The organism is Asanoa hainanensis (assembly GCF_900188485.1).
GTDB classification, from domain to species: domain Bacteria; phylum Actinomycetota; class Actinomycetes; order Mycobacteriales; family Micromonosporaceae; genus Asanoa; species Asanoa hainanensis.
The window spans coordinates 59,771-75,415 of record NZ_FZPH01000015.1; the positions used below are offsets into that span (position 1 = coordinate 59,771).

General features: G+C 71.2%; 14 protein-coding genes. 10 read left to right on the forward strand and 4 right to left on the reverse strand.

The features are described 5' to 3' along the window. Nucleotides 1–59: 59 nt before the first annotated feature. Genes CHC05_RS30300 through CHC05_RS30310 form a run of 3 tightly spaced genes read right to left on the reverse strand, consistent with a single transcriptional unit; the run spans nucleotide 60 to nucleotide 3,314 of the window. Nucleotides 60–1,031 (reverse strand): alpha-ketoacid dehydrogenase subunit beta, encoded by a 972-nt coding sequence (locus CHC05_RS30300; RefSeq protein ID WP_425426865.1) that lies wholly within the window; start codon nucleotides 1,029–1,031, stop codon nucleotides 60–62. Next, nucleotides 1,028–2,008: a thiamine pyrophosphate-dependent dehydrogenase E1 component subunit alpha gene (locus tag CHC05_RS30305; RefSeq protein WP_218824722.1), complete on the reverse strand. Its 981-nt coding sequence runs from the start codon at nucleotides 2,006–2,008 to the stop codon at nucleotides 1,028–1,030. Before CHC05_RS30305 ends, CHC05_RS30300 begins: the two co-directional genes overlap by 4 nt. Then, complete coding sequence (locus CHC05_RS30310; RefSeq protein WP_089254187.1) at nucleotides 2,001–3,314, reverse strand: M24 family metallopeptidase; 1,314 nt, start codon at nucleotides 3,312–3,314, stop codon at nucleotides 2,001–2,003. Before CHC05_RS30310 ends, CHC05_RS30305 begins: the two co-directional genes overlap by 8 nt. Nucleotides 3,315–3,462: 148 nt before the next feature. Between CHC05_RS30310 and CHC05_RS30315 the strand changes: the two genes are divergently transcribed. The 9 genes from CHC05_RS30315 (at nucleotide 3,463) to CHC05_RS43170 (ending at nucleotide 13,342) form a co-directional block, all read left to right on the forward strand. Continuing rightward, nucleotides 3,463–4,128: a helix-turn-helix domain-containing protein gene (locus CHC05_RS30315; protein ID WP_218824724.1), complete on the forward strand. Its 666-nt coding sequence runs from the start codon at nucleotides 3,463–3,465 to the stop codon at nucleotides 4,126–4,128. 140 nt (nucleotides 4,129–4,268) lie between these two features. Beyond that, nucleotides 4,269–5,963 carry an amidohydrolase gene (locus tag CHC05_RS30320; protein ID WP_089254035.1) on the forward strand — a complete coding sequence of 565 codons (1,695 nt, stop codon included), beginning with the start codon at nucleotides 4,269–4,271 and terminating at the stop codon, nucleotides 5,961–5,963. A gap of 27 nt (nucleotides 5,964–5,990) precedes the next feature. Then, nucleotides 5,991–7,709, forward strand: a complete 1,719-nt coding sequence (locus CHC05_RS30325; protein ID WP_089254036.1) for an amidohydrolase family protein — start codon at nucleotides 5,991–5,993, stop codon at nucleotides 7,707–7,709. Nucleotides 7,710–7,721: 12 nt separating this feature from the next. Further along, nucleotides 7,722–8,963, forward strand: coding sequence for an amino acid ABC transporter substrate-binding protein (locus tag CHC05_RS30330; protein ID WP_089254037.1), 1,242 nt, complete (start codon nucleotides 7,722–7,724; stop codon nucleotides 8,961–8,963). A 19-nt stretch (nucleotides 8,964–8,982) separates the two neighbouring features. Beyond that, nucleotides 8,983–9,852, forward strand: coding sequence for a branched-chain amino acid ABC transporter permease (locus CHC05_RS30335; protein WP_089254038.1), 870 nt, complete (start codon nucleotides 8,983–8,985; stop codon nucleotides 9,850–9,852). Then, a complete protein-coding gene (locus CHC05_RS30340; RefSeq protein ID WP_089254039.1) occupies nucleotides 9,849–11,762 on the forward strand; it encodes a branched-chain amino acid ABC transporter ATP-binding protein/permease in 1,914 nt (637 codons plus the stop codon). Before CHC05_RS30335 ends, CHC05_RS30340 begins: the two co-directional genes overlap by 4 nt. Continuing rightward, nucleotides 11,755–12,459, forward strand: coding sequence for an ABC transporter ATP-binding protein (locus CHC05_RS30345; protein ID WP_089254040.1), 705 nt, complete (start codon nucleotides 11,755–11,757; stop codon nucleotides 12,457–12,459). The genes CHC05_RS30340 and CHC05_RS30345 overlap by 8 nt, the downstream gene beginning before the upstream one ends. A gap of 44 nt (nucleotides 12,460–12,503) precedes the next feature. Further along, nucleotides 12,504–13,208 carry a Stf0 family sulfotransferase gene (locus tag CHC05_RS30350; protein WP_179266445.1) on the forward strand — a complete coding sequence of 235 codons (705 nt, stop codon included), beginning with the start codon at nucleotides 12,504–12,506 and terminating at the stop codon, nucleotides 13,206–13,208. Continuing rightward, a complete protein-coding gene (locus tag CHC05_RS43170) occupies nucleotides 13,208–13,342 on the forward strand; it encodes a hypothetical protein (RefSeq protein WP_281257746.1) in 135 nt (44 codons plus the stop codon). Before CHC05_RS30350 ends, CHC05_RS43170 begins: the two co-directional genes overlap by 1 nt. Here CHC05_RS43170 and CHC05_RS30355 read toward each other — a convergent pair. Beyond that, on the reverse strand, nucleotides 13,339–14,544 hold the full coding sequence (locus CHC05_RS30355; protein WP_144022837.1) for a hypothetical protein: 1,206 nt from the start codon (nucleotides 14,542–14,544) through the stop codon (nucleotides 13,339–13,341). The two genes, CHC05_RS43170 and CHC05_RS30355, sit on opposite strands and share 4 nt — an antisense overlap. A gap of 470 nt (nucleotides 14,545–15,014) precedes the next feature. On the opposite strand from CHC05_RS30355, the gene CHC05_RS30360 reads away from it, so the two are divergent. Next, entirely contained in the window at nucleotides 15,015–15,638 is a 624-nt protein-coding gene (locus CHC05_RS30360) for a dihydrofolate reductase family protein (RefSeq protein WP_089254043.1), read from the forward strand. Nucleotides 15,639–15,645 lie beyond the last annotated feature (7 nt).

The window sequence follows — 15,645 nt, forward strand, 5'->3', positions numbered from 1 at the left end:
GCGTGGTTCCAGGCGGCGCCTGGGTCCGCCGCAGCCCGGTCTCCACTTCGACACAGACCCTAGTAGTTGACGACCGAGCGGACGGCCGCCACCACCTTGTCGGTGGTGGGGATGACCTGGTCCTCGAGCGCGTCCGCGAACGGCAGCGGCACGTTGGCCGAGGCGACCCGGCGGACGGGCGCGTCCAGCAGCTCGAAGCCCTCGTCGACGACGACGGAGACGACCGTGGCGCCCCAGCCGGCCTGGTGCGGGTTCTCCTCGACGGTGACCAGGCGCGAGGTCTTGCCGACCGAGGCGAGCACGGTGGTCAGGTCCATCGGGATCAGGCACCGCAGGTCGACCACCTCCGCCGAGATGCCGTCCCGCTCGAGCTCGTCGGCCGCCGCCAGCGCGGTGTGCACCGTGGAGGCCAGTGCCACCAGCGTCACGTCGTCACCTGGGCGCACCACGGACGCACGGCCGAGCTCGACGACGTGGTCGGCGGGCGGCAGCGGGCCCTTGCCGGCGAACAGTCCCTTGTGCTCGAAGAAGACCACGGGGTCGTCGCTGCGGATCGCGGAGGCCATCAACCCGATCACGTCGGCGGGCGTCGACGGCGCGACGATCTTGAGGCCGGGAATGGTCAGGGCCCAGTTCTCGACCGCCTGGGAGTGCTGGGCGCCGAAGCCGAGGCCGCCGCCGTTGGCGGTGCGGATCACCAGCGGCACGGTGACCTGGCCGCCGGTCATGTAGCGCACCTTGGGGATCTCGTTGGCCAGGTAGTCCCAGCAGCACGCCAGGAAGTCCGAGAACATGATCTCGGCGACGGGCCGGATGCCGGTCATCGCCGCGCCCATCGCGGCGCCGACGATCGCCTGCTCGGAGATCGGGGTGTCCCAGATCCGGGTCGGCCCGAACTCCTCGAACAGCCCGGCGGTCGTCTTGAACACGCCGCCCGCCGCGCCGATGTCCTCGCCCAGGCAGACCACGCTCGGGTCGCGGCGCATCTCGCGGGCGATCCCCTCGGAAACCGCCGCTCGATACGTGATCACATCCGCCATTGCGCACCCCCATCGGCCCATACGTCGGTGAACGCCTCGGCGACGTCGGCGTCCGGTGCCGCCTTCGCGGCCGCGATCGCCGCGGCCACCGTCGACGTGGCGCGCTCGTCGACGACCGAGATCTCGTCGGGGGCGACGCCGAGCGCTTCGAGGCGGGCGCGCGCGACGTCTATCGGGTCGTGCTTCAGCCAGCGCTCGACCTCCTCGGCCGGGCGATAGGTGGCCGGGTCGGTGCGGCTGTGCCCGTAGTGCCGGTAGGTCTCCGCCTCGATCACGGTCGGTCCGTCGCCGGCCCGGGCCCGGTCGACCGCGGCGGCGACCGCCTCGCGCACGAGGACGACGTCGTTGCCGTCGACGACCTGGGCCGGCATCCGGTACGCGGGAGCGCGATCGGCGGCCGGCCGGTCGACGGCGGTGACCGCGCCGATCGGCGTGTACTCCATGTAGAGGTTGTTCTCGCAGACGAAGACGACCGGCAGCTTCCACACCGCGGCCAGGTTGAGCGCCTCGTGGAACGCGCCGATGTTGGTGGCGCCGTCGCCGAAGAACGCCAGCGCCACCTGCTCGGTGCCGCGCAACCGGGCCGACCAGGCGGCGCCGACGGCCATCGGGAGATGCGCACCGACGATGGCGTACGAGCCGAGCATGTTGCCCTCGGCGTGGGTCAGGTGCATCGAGCCGCCCTTGGCCTTGCACAGCCCGGTCGACTTCTGCATCAGCTCGGCCAGGCACGCCTCCGGCGTCGCGCCGCGGGCGAGGGCGTGGTGGTGGCCGCGATAGGTGGCGAAGACGTAGTCGTCGGGACGCAGCGCCGCGCTCGCACCGACGGCCACGGCCTCGTGCCCCGACGCGAGGTGCGTCGTGCCCTTGACGAGGCCGGCCAGGAACATGTCGTACGCGGCCTTCTCCGTGCGCCGGATGACCGCCATCCGCTCGTACAGGTCGAGCAGCTCGGTTGTCTCACTCACCGCGGCCTGCCTTGGTGTTGAGGTGCGACTGGGCCTCCCGCCGCGTGTTCAGCGGGCCGTCGACCGTCCAGTAGCGGCGGCCCGCGACGAGCAGGTCCTCGGCCGGGAACTTGGTGATGACCTCGCATCCGTCGGCGGTCACGACGACCTCCTCCTCGATCCGGGCGGCGCCCCAGCCGTCCTTGGCGGGCCAGTACGTCTCCAGCGCGAACACCATCCCCTCCTCGATCACCTCGGGGTGGTCGAGCGAGACGAGCCGGCTGAAGATGGGCTTCTCCCAGATGGACAGGCCGACGCCGTGCCCGTACTGCAGCGCGAACGCCGCCTCCTCGTTGGCGAAGCCGAACTCCTCGGCCCGCGGCCACAGCGACACGATGTCGGCCGTCGTCGCGCCGGGCCGCACGGCGGCGATCGCGCGGTCCATGTACTCCCGGCACCGCACGTACGCGTCACGCATCCCCGCCGAGGCGCTGCCGACCGCGAAGCACCGGTAGTAGCAGGTGCGGTAGCCGACGTGGCTGTGCAGGATGTCGAAGAACGCCGGGTCGCCGGGGCGGATCAGCCGGTCGCTGTAGACGTGCGGGTGCGGCGCGCAGCGCTCGCCGGAGATGGCGTTGACGCCCTCGACGAACTCGCTGCCCAGGTCGTAGAGGACCTTGCTGACCAGCCCGACGCACTCGTTCTCCCGCACGCCGGGGCGCAGGAACTCGTAGAGCTCCTCGTAGGCGGCGTCCACCATGGACGCCGCCTGGGTCAGCAGGGAGATCTCGTCGACGGTCTTGACCCGCCGGGCCTCCAGGAACAGCTGCTGCCCGTCGACCACCTCGATGCCGGCGCGCTGGAGGGCGAGCAGCACCGGCATCTCGGCGATGTCGATGCCGACCGGGGCGTCGGCCAGGCCGCGCTCCTCGAGCTCGACGGCGATCTTGCGGGCCAGTTCGTCGGCGATGCCGGCGTCGGGGTGGAAGGCACCGCGCAGCACGGAGATGCCGGCCCGGGCCCGCTTCTCCCCGTCGAGCCAGGGGTTGTAGAGCTGGTGGTGGCGGGCCGCCGAGCCGAAGTCCCAGACGATCGGCTCGGCGCCGCGGACCAGCAACGCGAACCGGATGAACTTGTCGATCGCCCACGTGCCGATGTGGGTGGCCGTCATGTAGCGGATGTTCGCGAAGTCGAACGCGAGGACCGCCCCGAGGCTGGACCGTTCGAGCTCGGCGTTGAGCCGGGCGAGCCGTTCCCGGCGCAGCCGGTCGAGGTCGATGCGCTGTTCCCAGTCGACGGCATTCGAGCCGTACGTGCCGATCGCCACCACAGCACCCCTCTGCTATATTCCGGGCGTGTTAAGTAACGCTTGACGAAGCTAGCCAGTTGGCAACACGGGCGTCAAGCATCACACCACAGTGCTCGGGACGCGCGATAGAGTGTGGAGCCAGGAAAACTGAAGGGTGGCACCGGGCGTGAGTGGACAGGCGGGGATGCCCCCGATCGGTGAGCGGCTGCGTCAAGCCCGACTGGACCGCGGCATGACGGTGCGTGGCCTGGCCCGCGTCGTCGACACCTCGGCCAGCCTGATCTCCCAGATCGAGACCGGCAAGAGCAACCCCTCGGTCAGCACGCTGTACGCCATCACCGCGGCGCTCGGCATCTCCGTCGAGGACATCTTCAACGAGCCCGAAGCCGGCGCCCCGCGCCCGGCCCCAGCGCCGGTCGTCACGAACGGCGACCTGACGGGCAACTCCGCTACCGCGCAAGGGCTGCGGATGCTCGCCCAGCGCCGGCGCGTGGGCCCGGTGGTGCCCGCCGGCGAGCGCGAGGTGCTGCACCTCGACTCCGGCGTCACCTGGGAGCTGCTCGGCCAGCTTCCCGACACCCATGTGGACTTCCTGCGCATCACCTACGCACCGGGCGGCTCGTCCTCCGGCGCGGGTGTCCTGATGCGCCACTCGGGCACCGAGTGGGGCCACGTGCTGTCCGGGCAGCTCACGCTGACGCTGGGCTTCGACACGCACGTGCTCGACCCCGGCGACTCGGTGTCGTTCGACTGCTCCACACCGCACTCGTACGCCAACCACGGCGTCGAGCCCGCCGTCGGCATCTGGTTCGTGGCCGAGCGCTTCAGCTGACGGGCCCGCCTGTTTCATCTTCATGAACGGCAGTGCACAGTGGTATTGCACACTGTCCACCCGAGCCGTACGCTCCTGCCTCAGTAGTGGTTCATAACGCCTCCTGGCGCTTTAACCGCGAAGGGCGGTGTAGCCCAGAAATGAACGATCCCCTCTCCTTCTCCCGGCGCGGCGTGCTCGGCGCCGGCGCTGCCATGGCCGCCGGAACCGCGCTCGGCCTCTCCAGCCCGGCCGCCTCCGGTTCCGCTCCCGTCTCCGTCGTCGACCGCACCACACCGCGCGGCGACCTGGTGCTCCACAACGGAAAGATCCGCACCTTCGACGGCCACGGCCGTACGGTCGCCGGTGTCGCGATCTCCGAGGGCCGCATCGTCGGCGTCGGTTCCAGCCTCGGCCAGCTCAAGAAGCTCGTGCCGGGCAAGCCGACCGTCGTCGACCTGCGCGGCCGCACGGTCGTGCCGGGCATGATCGAGCCGCACGTGCACTTCGTCAGCCTCGCCATCCGCCCCGGCTACCACGTCGTCATCGAGAACGCCGGCGACATCGCCGGGATCCAGCGTCTCCTGGCCGCGCGCCGCCGCGACGTGCCGCCAGGCCAGTTCATCACCGCGATGGGCGGTTTCCACCCGAACCTGTTCGCCGAGCGCCGCCTGCCGACCCTGGCCGAGCTCGACGCCGCCGTACCCGACCGCCCGGTCCTGCTGTTCCAGGGCTTCACCGGCCCGGCCTGGACCAACTCGCTGGGCAAGGCCTACTTCGAGGCGGCGCCGGTGCCGTCGGTGGTCGGCGCGGACGGCTCGATCACCGGCGTCGCCAACGCGGAGGCCGCGCTCTACAACGTGCGGCTGACCCAGACGTTCGAGGACCGCAAGCGCAGCACGCTCGACGCGATGGCCTACTCGGCCAGCGTCGGCATCACCGCCGTGCTCGACGAGGTCGGCTTCCCGGTCATCGGCCCACCACAGCCGAACCACGCACTGTCCAACTTCGACCATTACCGGATGTACGACTCCTGGCGGGCCCTGCACGCCGAAGGGAAGACGTTCATCCGGCTGCAGACCAACTTCCTGCACAACCAGAACGACCTCACCCTGCCCGAGCTGACCCAGCGCCTGGCCAACCAGTACCAGCTCTTCGGCGACGACCTGCTGATGACCGGCGGGATCGGCGAGTGGGGCGCCCCCGGAGACGGCAACGGTCCGGTGTGGACCCGGGCGCAGCAGCTCATCGCGGCCGCCGGGTGGCGCAACAACAACCGGGCGCTGAGCCTGGCCGCGCTGGAGGCGCAGATCGCCGGCTACGAGGCGGTCAACGCGCAGTACGACATCACCAGGCTGCGGTGGCGCATCGACCACGTCCCGGTCGTGACGCCGGCGCTGCTCGACCGGCTCCAGGCCCTGGGCGGCGCGGTCAACGGCGGCACCTTCGCCTTCATGTCCGGCAGCGGCACGGCCGCGGGCGCGCCGTTCCGCACGATCCTCGACCACGGCATCAAGGCCGGCATCCACCTCGACGGCGTCCACATCGCCCCGCTGAACCCCTGGTTCGGCATCTACTACGCGGTCACCGGCCGCAACGCGCTGGGCGTCGAGATCAACGTCGGTCAGCAGATCACCCGTGACGAGGCCGTCCGGCTGTGGACCCGCGAGAACGCCTGGTTCCTCAACATGGAGGACAAGCTCGGCACGATCGAGACCGGCAAGCTCGGCGACCTGGTCGTGCTCGACCGCGACTACCGCACGGTCAGCGACGAGGACCTCAAGCGCATCAGGCCCATCCTCACCGCGGTGGGCGGCCGGATCGTGCACGACTCCGGCGAGCTCAAGCACCACTGACCTGCTTCTGGAAGGCGGTTTCGTTCGATGAGCGAGACACACCAGCGGGGCCAGACCCGGCGCGACCTGTTGCGCACCGGCGCGCTCGCCGCCGCCGCCGCGCCGTTCGTCGGCGCCACCGCGGCCGACGCGCACGGCAAGGGCACCTCGCCCGCGGGCGACCTGATCCTCACCAACGGCGAGATCCACACCATGGACCGGCACGACTCGGTCGTCGAGGTCGTCGCCATCCGCGACGGCGAGGTCGTCTACACGGGCGACCGGGAAAGCGCGGCCCGCAAGGAGTTCGTCGAAAAGCCGCGCACCATCGACCTGCGCGGGAAGACGGCGATCCCCGGCATCATCGACTGCCACAACCACATCGTGCTGATGGGCAACCGGCCCGGCTACCACACGCCGTTGGAGAACGCGTACTCGATCGCCGACGTCCAGGCGACGATCCGCGCGCGGGCCCGCACGGCGCCGGCCGGCGCGTTCATCACCACCATCGGCGGGTTCCACTTCAACCAGTTCAAGGAGATACGCCTCCCCACGCTGGCGGAGCTCGACGCGGCCGCGCCCAACCACCCGGTCTACCTCTCGATCGGGTTCGTCGGGCCGGGCGTGACCAACAGCCTGGGCAAGGCGTTCTTCGAGAGCGTCCCGGGCCCGGACGGCCCGGTGACGGTCGGCGCGGACGGCTCGATCGCGGCGTTGACGCAGACCGGGCGGGCCACCCTCGCCCTGCGCCGGCAGCTCACCTTCGAGGACCGCAAACGCGGCACGCGCGACGCGATGAAGTACGCCGTGGGCCTCGGCGTCACCACGCACCTCGACCAGGGCGCGTTCCAGGCCGTCGACGCGCCTTCCGACGGGTCGGCGCACGAGGACAACTTCCGGATGCACCTGCCGTTCCTGTCGGTCTACGGCGACGGTGACGGCATCGTCCGGCTGCGGATCAACTTCCTCTACATGGACGCCGACCCGGCCAGCGTCGCGCTCGGCGACCGGCTGCGCAACGCGTTCCCCTTCTTCGGCAATGACCTGGTCCGCACCGGCGGCATCGGCGAGTTCGTCGCGCCGGTGCCCAGCGACCCGATCACCAGCGGATCGGCCGGCAACCAGCGCTGGCTCGACGCCGCCCGCAAGGTCGCGCAGGCCGGCTGGCGGGCCGAGGTGCACTCGCTGTCGGCTACCGACTTCAAGGCCGAGATCGACGGCTTCGCGCTGGTCAACCAGGAGTTCCCGATCACCGACCTGCGGTGGGTGGTCGGCCACGTGCCCTCGATCACCGAGGACTACGTCGACAAGCTCAAGGCGCTCGGCGGCGGCATCAACGTCACCGGGTTCCGCTACTTCACGGGCACGCCGACCGCGGCCGGCCCGCCGTACCGCATGCTGCTCGACAACGGCATCCCGCTCGGGATGAGCTCCGACGGCATGCAGATCGCGCCGATGAACCCCTGGGTGCACGCCTACTACGCCACGACCGGCATCAACGCGCTCGGGGTGGCGATCAACGGCAACCAGCTGATCACCCGGCGCGAGGTGGTCGAGCACTACACCAGGGCCAACGGGTGGTTCCTGGGCGGCGTCGACGAGGACCGGCTCGGCGTGCTCGCGCCGGGTCGCCTGGGCGACGTCGCGGTGCTCAACCGCGACTACTTCGATCGGCGGGCCGTTGGCGACGCCGACCTCAAGAAGATCAATTCCGTGCTGACCGTGCTCGGCGGCGTCGTCGTGCACGACAGCGGTGTCATACGTTAAGGAGGGCTTACCGTGCTGAGGCGCGTGCTCGGTGCGCTCGCGGCGACCGTTCTGGTCGCCGCGGGCGCGGCCTGCAGTAGCAAACAGGAGTCCGGCGGTGGCGGTGCCGACCAGAGCCCCATCGTGGTCGGCTCGACCCTGTCGCTGACCGGTGCCTTCGCGGCCACCGGGCTCATCCACAAGGTCGCCGGCGAGCAGTACGTCGAGCGGCTCAACGCGGCCGGCGGGCTGCTCGGTCGCAAGGTCGAGTGGACGGTGCTCGACGACCAGTCCGACACCGCCAAGGTCGGGCCGCTCTACGAGCAGCTGATCGCGCAGAACAAGGTCGACCTGATCATGGGTCCGTACGCCACGCCGAACATCCTCGCCGCGATGGCGGTGGCCGAGCGGCACGGCTACGTCCTGCCGCAGCACACGGCGGTGCTGGCGCCCCAGCTCTCGTACCCCTGCCAGTTCCCCGCCTGGTCCATCGGCCCGACGCCGAACCAGTTCATCCCCAACCTGCTGTTCGACGCGGTGGCGACGCTGCCCACGCCGCCGCAGCGGATCGCGGTGCTGACCAGCCAGAGCGGGTCGGCGGCGTTCGTCACCGACGGCCTCGGCGAGGACAAGACCGGTGTGCTGTCGATCGCCAAGGAGCGCGGGCTGGACGTGGTCCTCGACCGGCACTACCCGCCGACCACGTCCGACTGGGCGGGCATGGCCGCCGAGGTACGCGACGCGAAGCCGGACCTGTTGATCAGCAACAGCCTCGGCGTCGACACCGTCAACGCGCTCAACGCGATGAAGCAGCTCGGCTACACGCCGCCGAAGGTGTTCAGCCTCTTCCCCGCGCCCGGGCCGCTGCTGGGTCTCGGCGCGGCCAGCGACGGTGCGCTCTCGGTGTCCATCTTCGAGCCGAACGACCCGCTGATCGAAAAGGCCGGCGGCGACGCGCAGGCGATCGTCGACGAGTTCAAGACGAAGGCCACGGCGGCGAAGGTCGCGTTCCCGGTCTTCGAGACTCAGGCCGCGGCGAGCTGGAACGCGTGGGACATCCTCGCGTCCGGCGTCAAGGCCGCCGGCTCCACGGACAACAAGGCGATCTGCGACGCGCTGCACAGCAAGGGCGCCGACACCGCGTTCAGCGGGCACCTGACGTTCGAGCAGAAGGACAACAACTTCTGGCCGACGACGCTGGGCATCAAGCAGATCCAGAATGGTGAATGGGTAATGGTCTGGCCGCAGGACCGGGCCGCCGCACCGATCAAGTAACTAACCAAAGGAGACGTACATGACCGCCGTCCAGGCGGCGCTCAGCGGGGCCCTGATCGGCGGGCTGTACGCCTTGATGGCGGCCGGCCTGTCGGTCACCTGGGGCACCCTGCGAGTCATCAACCTGGCGCATTTCGGGCTGATCCTGGTCGGCGCCTACCTCTCGTACCAACTGACCTCCGCCTGGGGCATCGACCCCATGCTCACCCTGCTGGTCTCGGCGCCGGCCCTGTTCGTGGTCGGCGCCGGGCTCCAGTGGGCCTACGACCGGTTCAACATCGTCGAGTTCAACTCGCTGCTGGTCAGCTTCGGCCTCCTGATGATCATCATCGAGGTGTCGACCCAGGTATGGACCGCCGACTTCCGGCACATCGACGCCGGCGCCAACCCGTACGGGACCAGCGCCCTGCACCTCGGCCCCATCGCGCTGCCGGTGTCGCGGCTGGTCGCCCTCGGCTTCGCGTTGCTGCTGATGGGCGGCGGCCACCTGGTGCTGGAGCGCACGTTCGCCGGCCGCGGGCTGCGCGCCTTCGCGCAGGACCGCACGGTCGCCGCGTCGTTCGGCATCGACCACCGCCGCCTCGGCCTCGTCGTGGGCGGGCTCGCCGGGGTCAGCGCCGCCGTCGCGGGCATGGTGTTCGCGCTCGGCAACACCATCGCGCCGGCCCACGCGTACGAGTGGTTCGGCACGGTCTTCGCCGTGGTCATCCTCGGCGGCATCGGCAACCTGCTGGGCTCGCTGTTCGCCGGCCTCGGCGTCGGGGCGTTCTCGGCCGTCGTGGCGGTGCTCTGGGACCCGAGCTACGAGCCCTTCGTGCTGTTCCTGGCCATCATCCTCGCGCTGGTCCTGCGGCCGCAGGGGCTGTTCACCCGGAGGGCGGCGGCATGAGTGTCCGGAAAGGACTGACCTCGCTGGTCGGGGTCAGCCTGCTGCTGGCGGTCCTCGCCCACTTCAACACCTCGCTCGGCGTCGCACCTTATCTGCTGGTGCTCGCGACCTCCGTGCTGTTCTGGGTGATCCAGGCGACGAGCTGGAACATCCTGTCCGGGTACGCCGGCTACTTCAGCTTCGGGCAGGCCGCGTACGTCGGTATCGGCGCGTACGCGGTGGCGGTGCTGACGGGCCGGCACGGGGTGAGCTACCCGGTGTCGATCGTCGTCGGCGGCCTGCTCGGGGCGCTGCTCGCGCTGATCACCGGGGCGATCGCGTTCCGGCTCGGCTCGCTGCGCGGCGAGATCTTCGCACTGCTGACCCTGGCGGTGCCGTTCATCCTGGCCGCGTTCGTGCGGATCAACCGCGACATCGACGGCGGGCTCGGCACGACGCTGCCGCTGCCGGCGTTCCCGGACTGGATCGGCGACTTCCAGCACCTGATCTTCCTGCTGATGCTCGCGGCGGCGACGCTGGCCGTCGGCACGGCGCTCGCGGTGCAGCGCTCCCGGCTCGGCCGCGGCCTGAGCGCGATCCACGACAACGAGGACGCCGCCGAGGTGCTCGGCGTGCCGACGTTCCGCTACAAGATGATCGCCATCGTGCTCAGCGGCGCGCTCGGCGGGCTCGGCGGCGCGCTGCTCGCCGTACGCAACGGCGCCGTGCAGCCCGAGCTCGTGTTCACCCTGACCGTGCCGCTGTTCGTCATCGTGATGGCGGTGCTCGGCGGCCGCCGGCACTGGGCGGGCCCGGTGGTCGGGGCGGCGTTCGTCACCGTGCTCCAGGACGAGCTGGCCGCGCAGAAGCTCGACCAGTGGGGCAACATCATCCTCGGCGGCGTGCTGGTGGTCTTCGTGGTCGCCGCGCCGGACGGGTTGTTCGGTCGCCTGCGGGCCCGGCCGTGGCTGACGGTCGGCGTATTCGTGCCAGTTTTGGCCGGACTGGTCCTCAGTGGGCAGTACACCGAGCTGGACGCGCTGCTTTATGCCATGGTGGCCGCTATCGTCGTTGCCGTGGTGGTCGACCGCTTGCGGCCGGTCGCCGCGTCCCACCCCGTTCCGTCCCGCACCACTGCGGCCGGCACCCCGCCGGCCGTCCGGACCGCGCCGCCGCCGTTGTCGGCTCCCCAGCCGGATTCCGGTCGCGACCTGGTCGCGGTCGCCGGTCTAATCCGTGACTTCGGCGGCGTGCGCGCCCTCGACGACGTCTCGTTGTCGGTGGGGCAGGGTGAGATCGTGGGCCTGGTCGGGCCCAACGGGTCCGGCAAGACCACGTTGGTCAACCTGCTCTCCGGTGCGCTGCCACCGAGTGCGGGCACGATCGCGATCGACGGGCGCGCCACGGTCGGGCTGGCGCCGCACAAGGTGGCGCACACCGGCGTCGCCCGCACGTACCAGATCCCCAAGCCCTTCGCCTCGATGACCGTGCTGGACAACGTGGCCATGGCCGTCATGTTCGGCCGCACCGGCGCCTCGCTCCCGGCGGCCCGGCGGGCGGCGGCGGACCACCTCGCCACCGTCCGGCTGGAGCACCTGGCCGGCCAGCTGCCGGCGGCCCTCAACCTGCACCAGCGCCAGCTCCTGGAGATGGCCCGGGCGATCGCCGCGGAACCGGTCGTGCTGCTGCTCGACGAGGCGCTCGCCGGCCTGAACCCGGCCGAGATCGACGACGCGGTGGCGGTGATCCGGCGCATCCACGAAGGCGGCATCTCGATCATCATCGTCGAGCACCTGCTGCGCGTGCTCAACCAGCTCGCCACCCGCATCGTCGTCCTCGACCGGGGTGTGCTCATCGCCGACGGCGAGCCGGCCACCGTGCTCAACGACCCCGCGGTCGTCCGGGCCTACCTGGGGAGGCAGCGTGCTTGAGGTCCGTGGAGTCGACGCCCGCTACGGCGACGCGCAGGCCCTGTGGGACGTCGCCCTGGACGTCGGCGCGGCCGAGACCGTCTGCATCGTCGGCCCGAACGGCGCCGGCAAGACCACGCTGGTGCAGACCATCGCGGGCCTGCACCGGGCCGCCGCCGGCACCATCACCGTCGCGGGCGTCGACGTCGCCACGCTGCCGGGGCACCGGGTCTGCGACCACGGCGTCGCGACGGTCCCCGAGGGGCGGCGGGTGTTCGGCCACATGAGCGTGCGCGACAACCTGCTTCTCGGCGCGTACCGCCGGCCGGCCCGGGCCGTGCACCGCGAGACGGAGGCCCGGGTCTACGAGCTGTTCCCGCGGCTCAAGGAACGTTCTGGCCAGCAGGCCGGCAGCCTGTCCGGTGGCGAGCAGCAGATGCTGGCCCTCGGGCGCGCGCTGATGGCCCTGCCTCGCCTGCTGCTGCTCGACGAGCCGTCGCTGGGCCTGGCCCCGGTGATCGTCGACGAGGTGTTCGACGCGATCGCCGCCGTCAACGCGACCGGGGTGAGCGTGCTGCTGGTCGAACAGGACGTGGAACGCGCGCTGTCGGCCGCCAGTCGCGGCTATCTGCTCATCGAGGGCCGGATCGTGGCGTCGGGCACGACGTCCGAGCTGCGATCGAGCGCGGACGTACGCGAGCGGGTGCTGGGCATGTGAAAACGCGGTGCGGTTTCGCTCGCCTGGCTGGTTGAGTGTGTGCCGTGGACGGGTATCTGCTCTGCGGCACGCCGCGCACCGGCAGCACGCTGTTGTGTTCGCTGCTGCGCGACACCGGGGTCGCCGGTCGGCCGGAGTCCTATTTCCGGGTGCCGGGCGAGGAGCTCTGGGCGGAGCGCTGGGGGTTGCCGCTCGGTTCTTTTGACTACCGTGACTACGTGCGGGCGGCGGTCGCGGAGGGCAGCACCCCCAACGGGGTCTTCGCCGCCCGGGTGATGTGGGGCACGCTGGACGAGCTGGTGGCCAAGCTCGGCTCTTCGGGGTCCGACCTCGACCTGCTGACCGCGGCGTTCGGCCAGTTGCGCTTTGTCCATTGCTGGCGCGAGGACACCGTCGCCCAGGCCGTGTCGTGGGCGCGCGCCGAGCAGACGCAGTTCTGGCAGCACGACGACGTCCCGCTGCCCGACCGCTCGCCCCGCTTCGACTTCGCGCTGATCGACGACCTCGTGCGGACGATCGGCGCGCACAACGCGGCCTGGCGCGCCTGGTTCGCGAAGTTCGGCGTCCAGGCCCACTCCGTGCGCTACGAGGACCTCACCACCGACATCGCCGGTGTCACCCGCGGCATCCTCGACTTCCTCGAGCTTTCGCCGGCGGCCGGTCACGCCTTCGTCCCGCGTCACCGGCGGCAGGCCGACGAGCTCAACCGCGACTGGTATGCGCGCTATCACGCCCTGGCCGGTCGGTGATGGCCGCCTTCGTTCTCGTCGCGGGCGCGCGGCTCGGCGACACCTGGCGACTGGTCACGATGGACACCGGCCACTGGCCGATGTTCTCGCAGCCGCGCGAGCTGGCCCGGATCCTCCTCGACGCGGCGACCTAGCGGCGGCGCAGCGTCGCGCCCAACGCGGCCCCGAAGACCGCGCACGGGACGCCGACCACCGGGCCGTAGGTCAGCTGCCAGAACACGGCGTCGTCGAGGATGACGCCGACCGGGCCGGCCAGGTGGTCGAAGCCCACGCCACCGCCGTTGGCGTAGATCCGCAGCCCCTCGGTGACCGACACGGCGTACGCCAGTGGGAGGTAGGCGATCGCGGTCCAGAGGCCGGCCCGCAGGCCCGTGCGGAACGATCCGTCGGCCGCCGCGGCCAGGACGGCGGGCAGGAAGAAGAGCGCGGCCGGCCCGAGGAAGATGGACATCGCGATCAGGGCCGTGACCGCCTCCTGCCCGCTCTCGCCGACGATCGGATCGGTGGCGACGCGGACGGCGAGCAGCGTGGCGACGACGTAGCCCAGTGCGGTGACGGCGCCGAGGTGGGGTGCGAGCCGGTTCGGGCCCGTAGTCGCCACGGCGGCCCACAGGCAGGCGGCCAGGAGCACGGCGAGGGCCACCGCCCGCGTCGGCGACAGCTGGTCTGCCACGGACGGCTCGCGGACGAGCAGGACCACGGTCGCGGTAACCGCCGCGACCACTCCGCCGGCGACGAGGACCGTCGGAACCGGAACCGCGAGCCGCACCCGGCGGGCGCGCCCGACCGCCAGCACCGCCAGGGCGCCGAGCAGCGCGCCGAGGGTCACGGCGAACACCCCCAGGCCGGGCGCGGCCACGCGCGCCGCGACGATCGGTGCCGCGACCGCCAGCGCGGCGACGAGCACCAGTGTCGGTGCGCCACCGAGCGGCGGCAGGCGCAGGGCCGCGCCGGCACAGCTGAGCGCGAACCGCCACCGCGCCGGCCGGCCGCGCACCTCGGCGAGCTCGGCCGTCATCGCGGCACCCCACTCGCGCCGATGCTCCGGGAGCGTCGCGACCACGACCGCCAGGACGTGCCCCGGCGCGTCGGACCCCTTGGGCCGGGCGGGCGACCCGGTCAGTCGGAAGTGCAGCAACAGCAGCGCGGCGAGCACGTAGACCGTCGTCGGGACGGCGAGCAGCACCCCGAAAGCCAGGTTGACTTCCGTGGCGGTCTCGCCGACCGGGTCGTACGCCGGCGGGCTGAAGGTGATGATGCCGAGGTAGACCACCGCCCACCCGAACACCACGACCGCGGCGGTGAGGACCTGCAACCTGCGCCGGGACCACGACATACGCTAACTCTATATAGTCAGAGTTACGGCGGTCAACCGTCCGATCTCGACCAGCTGACGACGTATCCGCCGGCCTGGACCGCGCGCGTGATGTCGGCTCGATAGGGCGCGAACCCGAGCTCCTCGGCCGCCCAACCCGCAACCACTCGACCTCGTCCGGGCTCACCGTCAGCGGCGTGCCCCGGAACCCGTCGACGACCTCGGACGTGTCCAACCAGACGCGGTCGCTGATCCGATCGGCGCCGGACGGCGGAGTGGCCGCCCGGACCGCTTCCGCGGTGACACCCGCGAACATGCCGAACCCGTTGGTCTGGCGTTTGAACCGATAGTTGCGCACCCAGCCACCCTGTCGTCTCGCGGATCCTCCGTCGAGCGTGTTTCGGCTGCCGGTGTCCGATCGGGGTCGTCGCGTTCGTAGTACGGGTGAGGCCACCCACGAGGGGTGGCGCCGAGGCTGAGGAACCACCACCGTGAAGCTGACGACCATCACCCAGATCACCATCGACGGCGTAGTGCAGGGGAACGGCGGCGCGTCGGAGGAGGACCGCCGCAACGGGTTCGAGCGCGGCGGTTGGGCCCTGGGTAAGGGCGACCACGAGACCACCGCGTTCATCAACCAGGTGTACGACCGCGCCGACGCGTTCCTGTTCGGGCGGCGGACCTACGAGCTGTTCGCCAGCTCCTGGGGGTCCCTGACCGAGCGGGACGTCCCGGGCTGGGAGACCGTCCTGCGGGCGTTGAACGCCCGTCCCAAGTACGTCGCGTCGACCACCCTCACCAATCCGGCGTGGTCGGGCACCACCGTGCTGCCCGCGGACCTCGCGACCGCGATCGCGGACCTGAAGGCCAAGCCCGGCGGTGAGCTGCAAGTGCACGGCAGCGGCACGCTGATCCGCTGGCTGCTCGAGCGTGACCTGGTCGACGAGCTGATCCTGACCGTCGTGCCGGTGGTGCTCGGCCAGGGCACCCGGCTGTTCCCGGACGCCGGCCCGGATCTCGCCCTCGACCTGGTCGAGTCGCGGGTCGACTCGAAGGGCGTGACGACCCAGGTCTTCCGCCCGGCCGGGCGCCCGCACTACGCGCCCGGCCGATGAGCGTCGG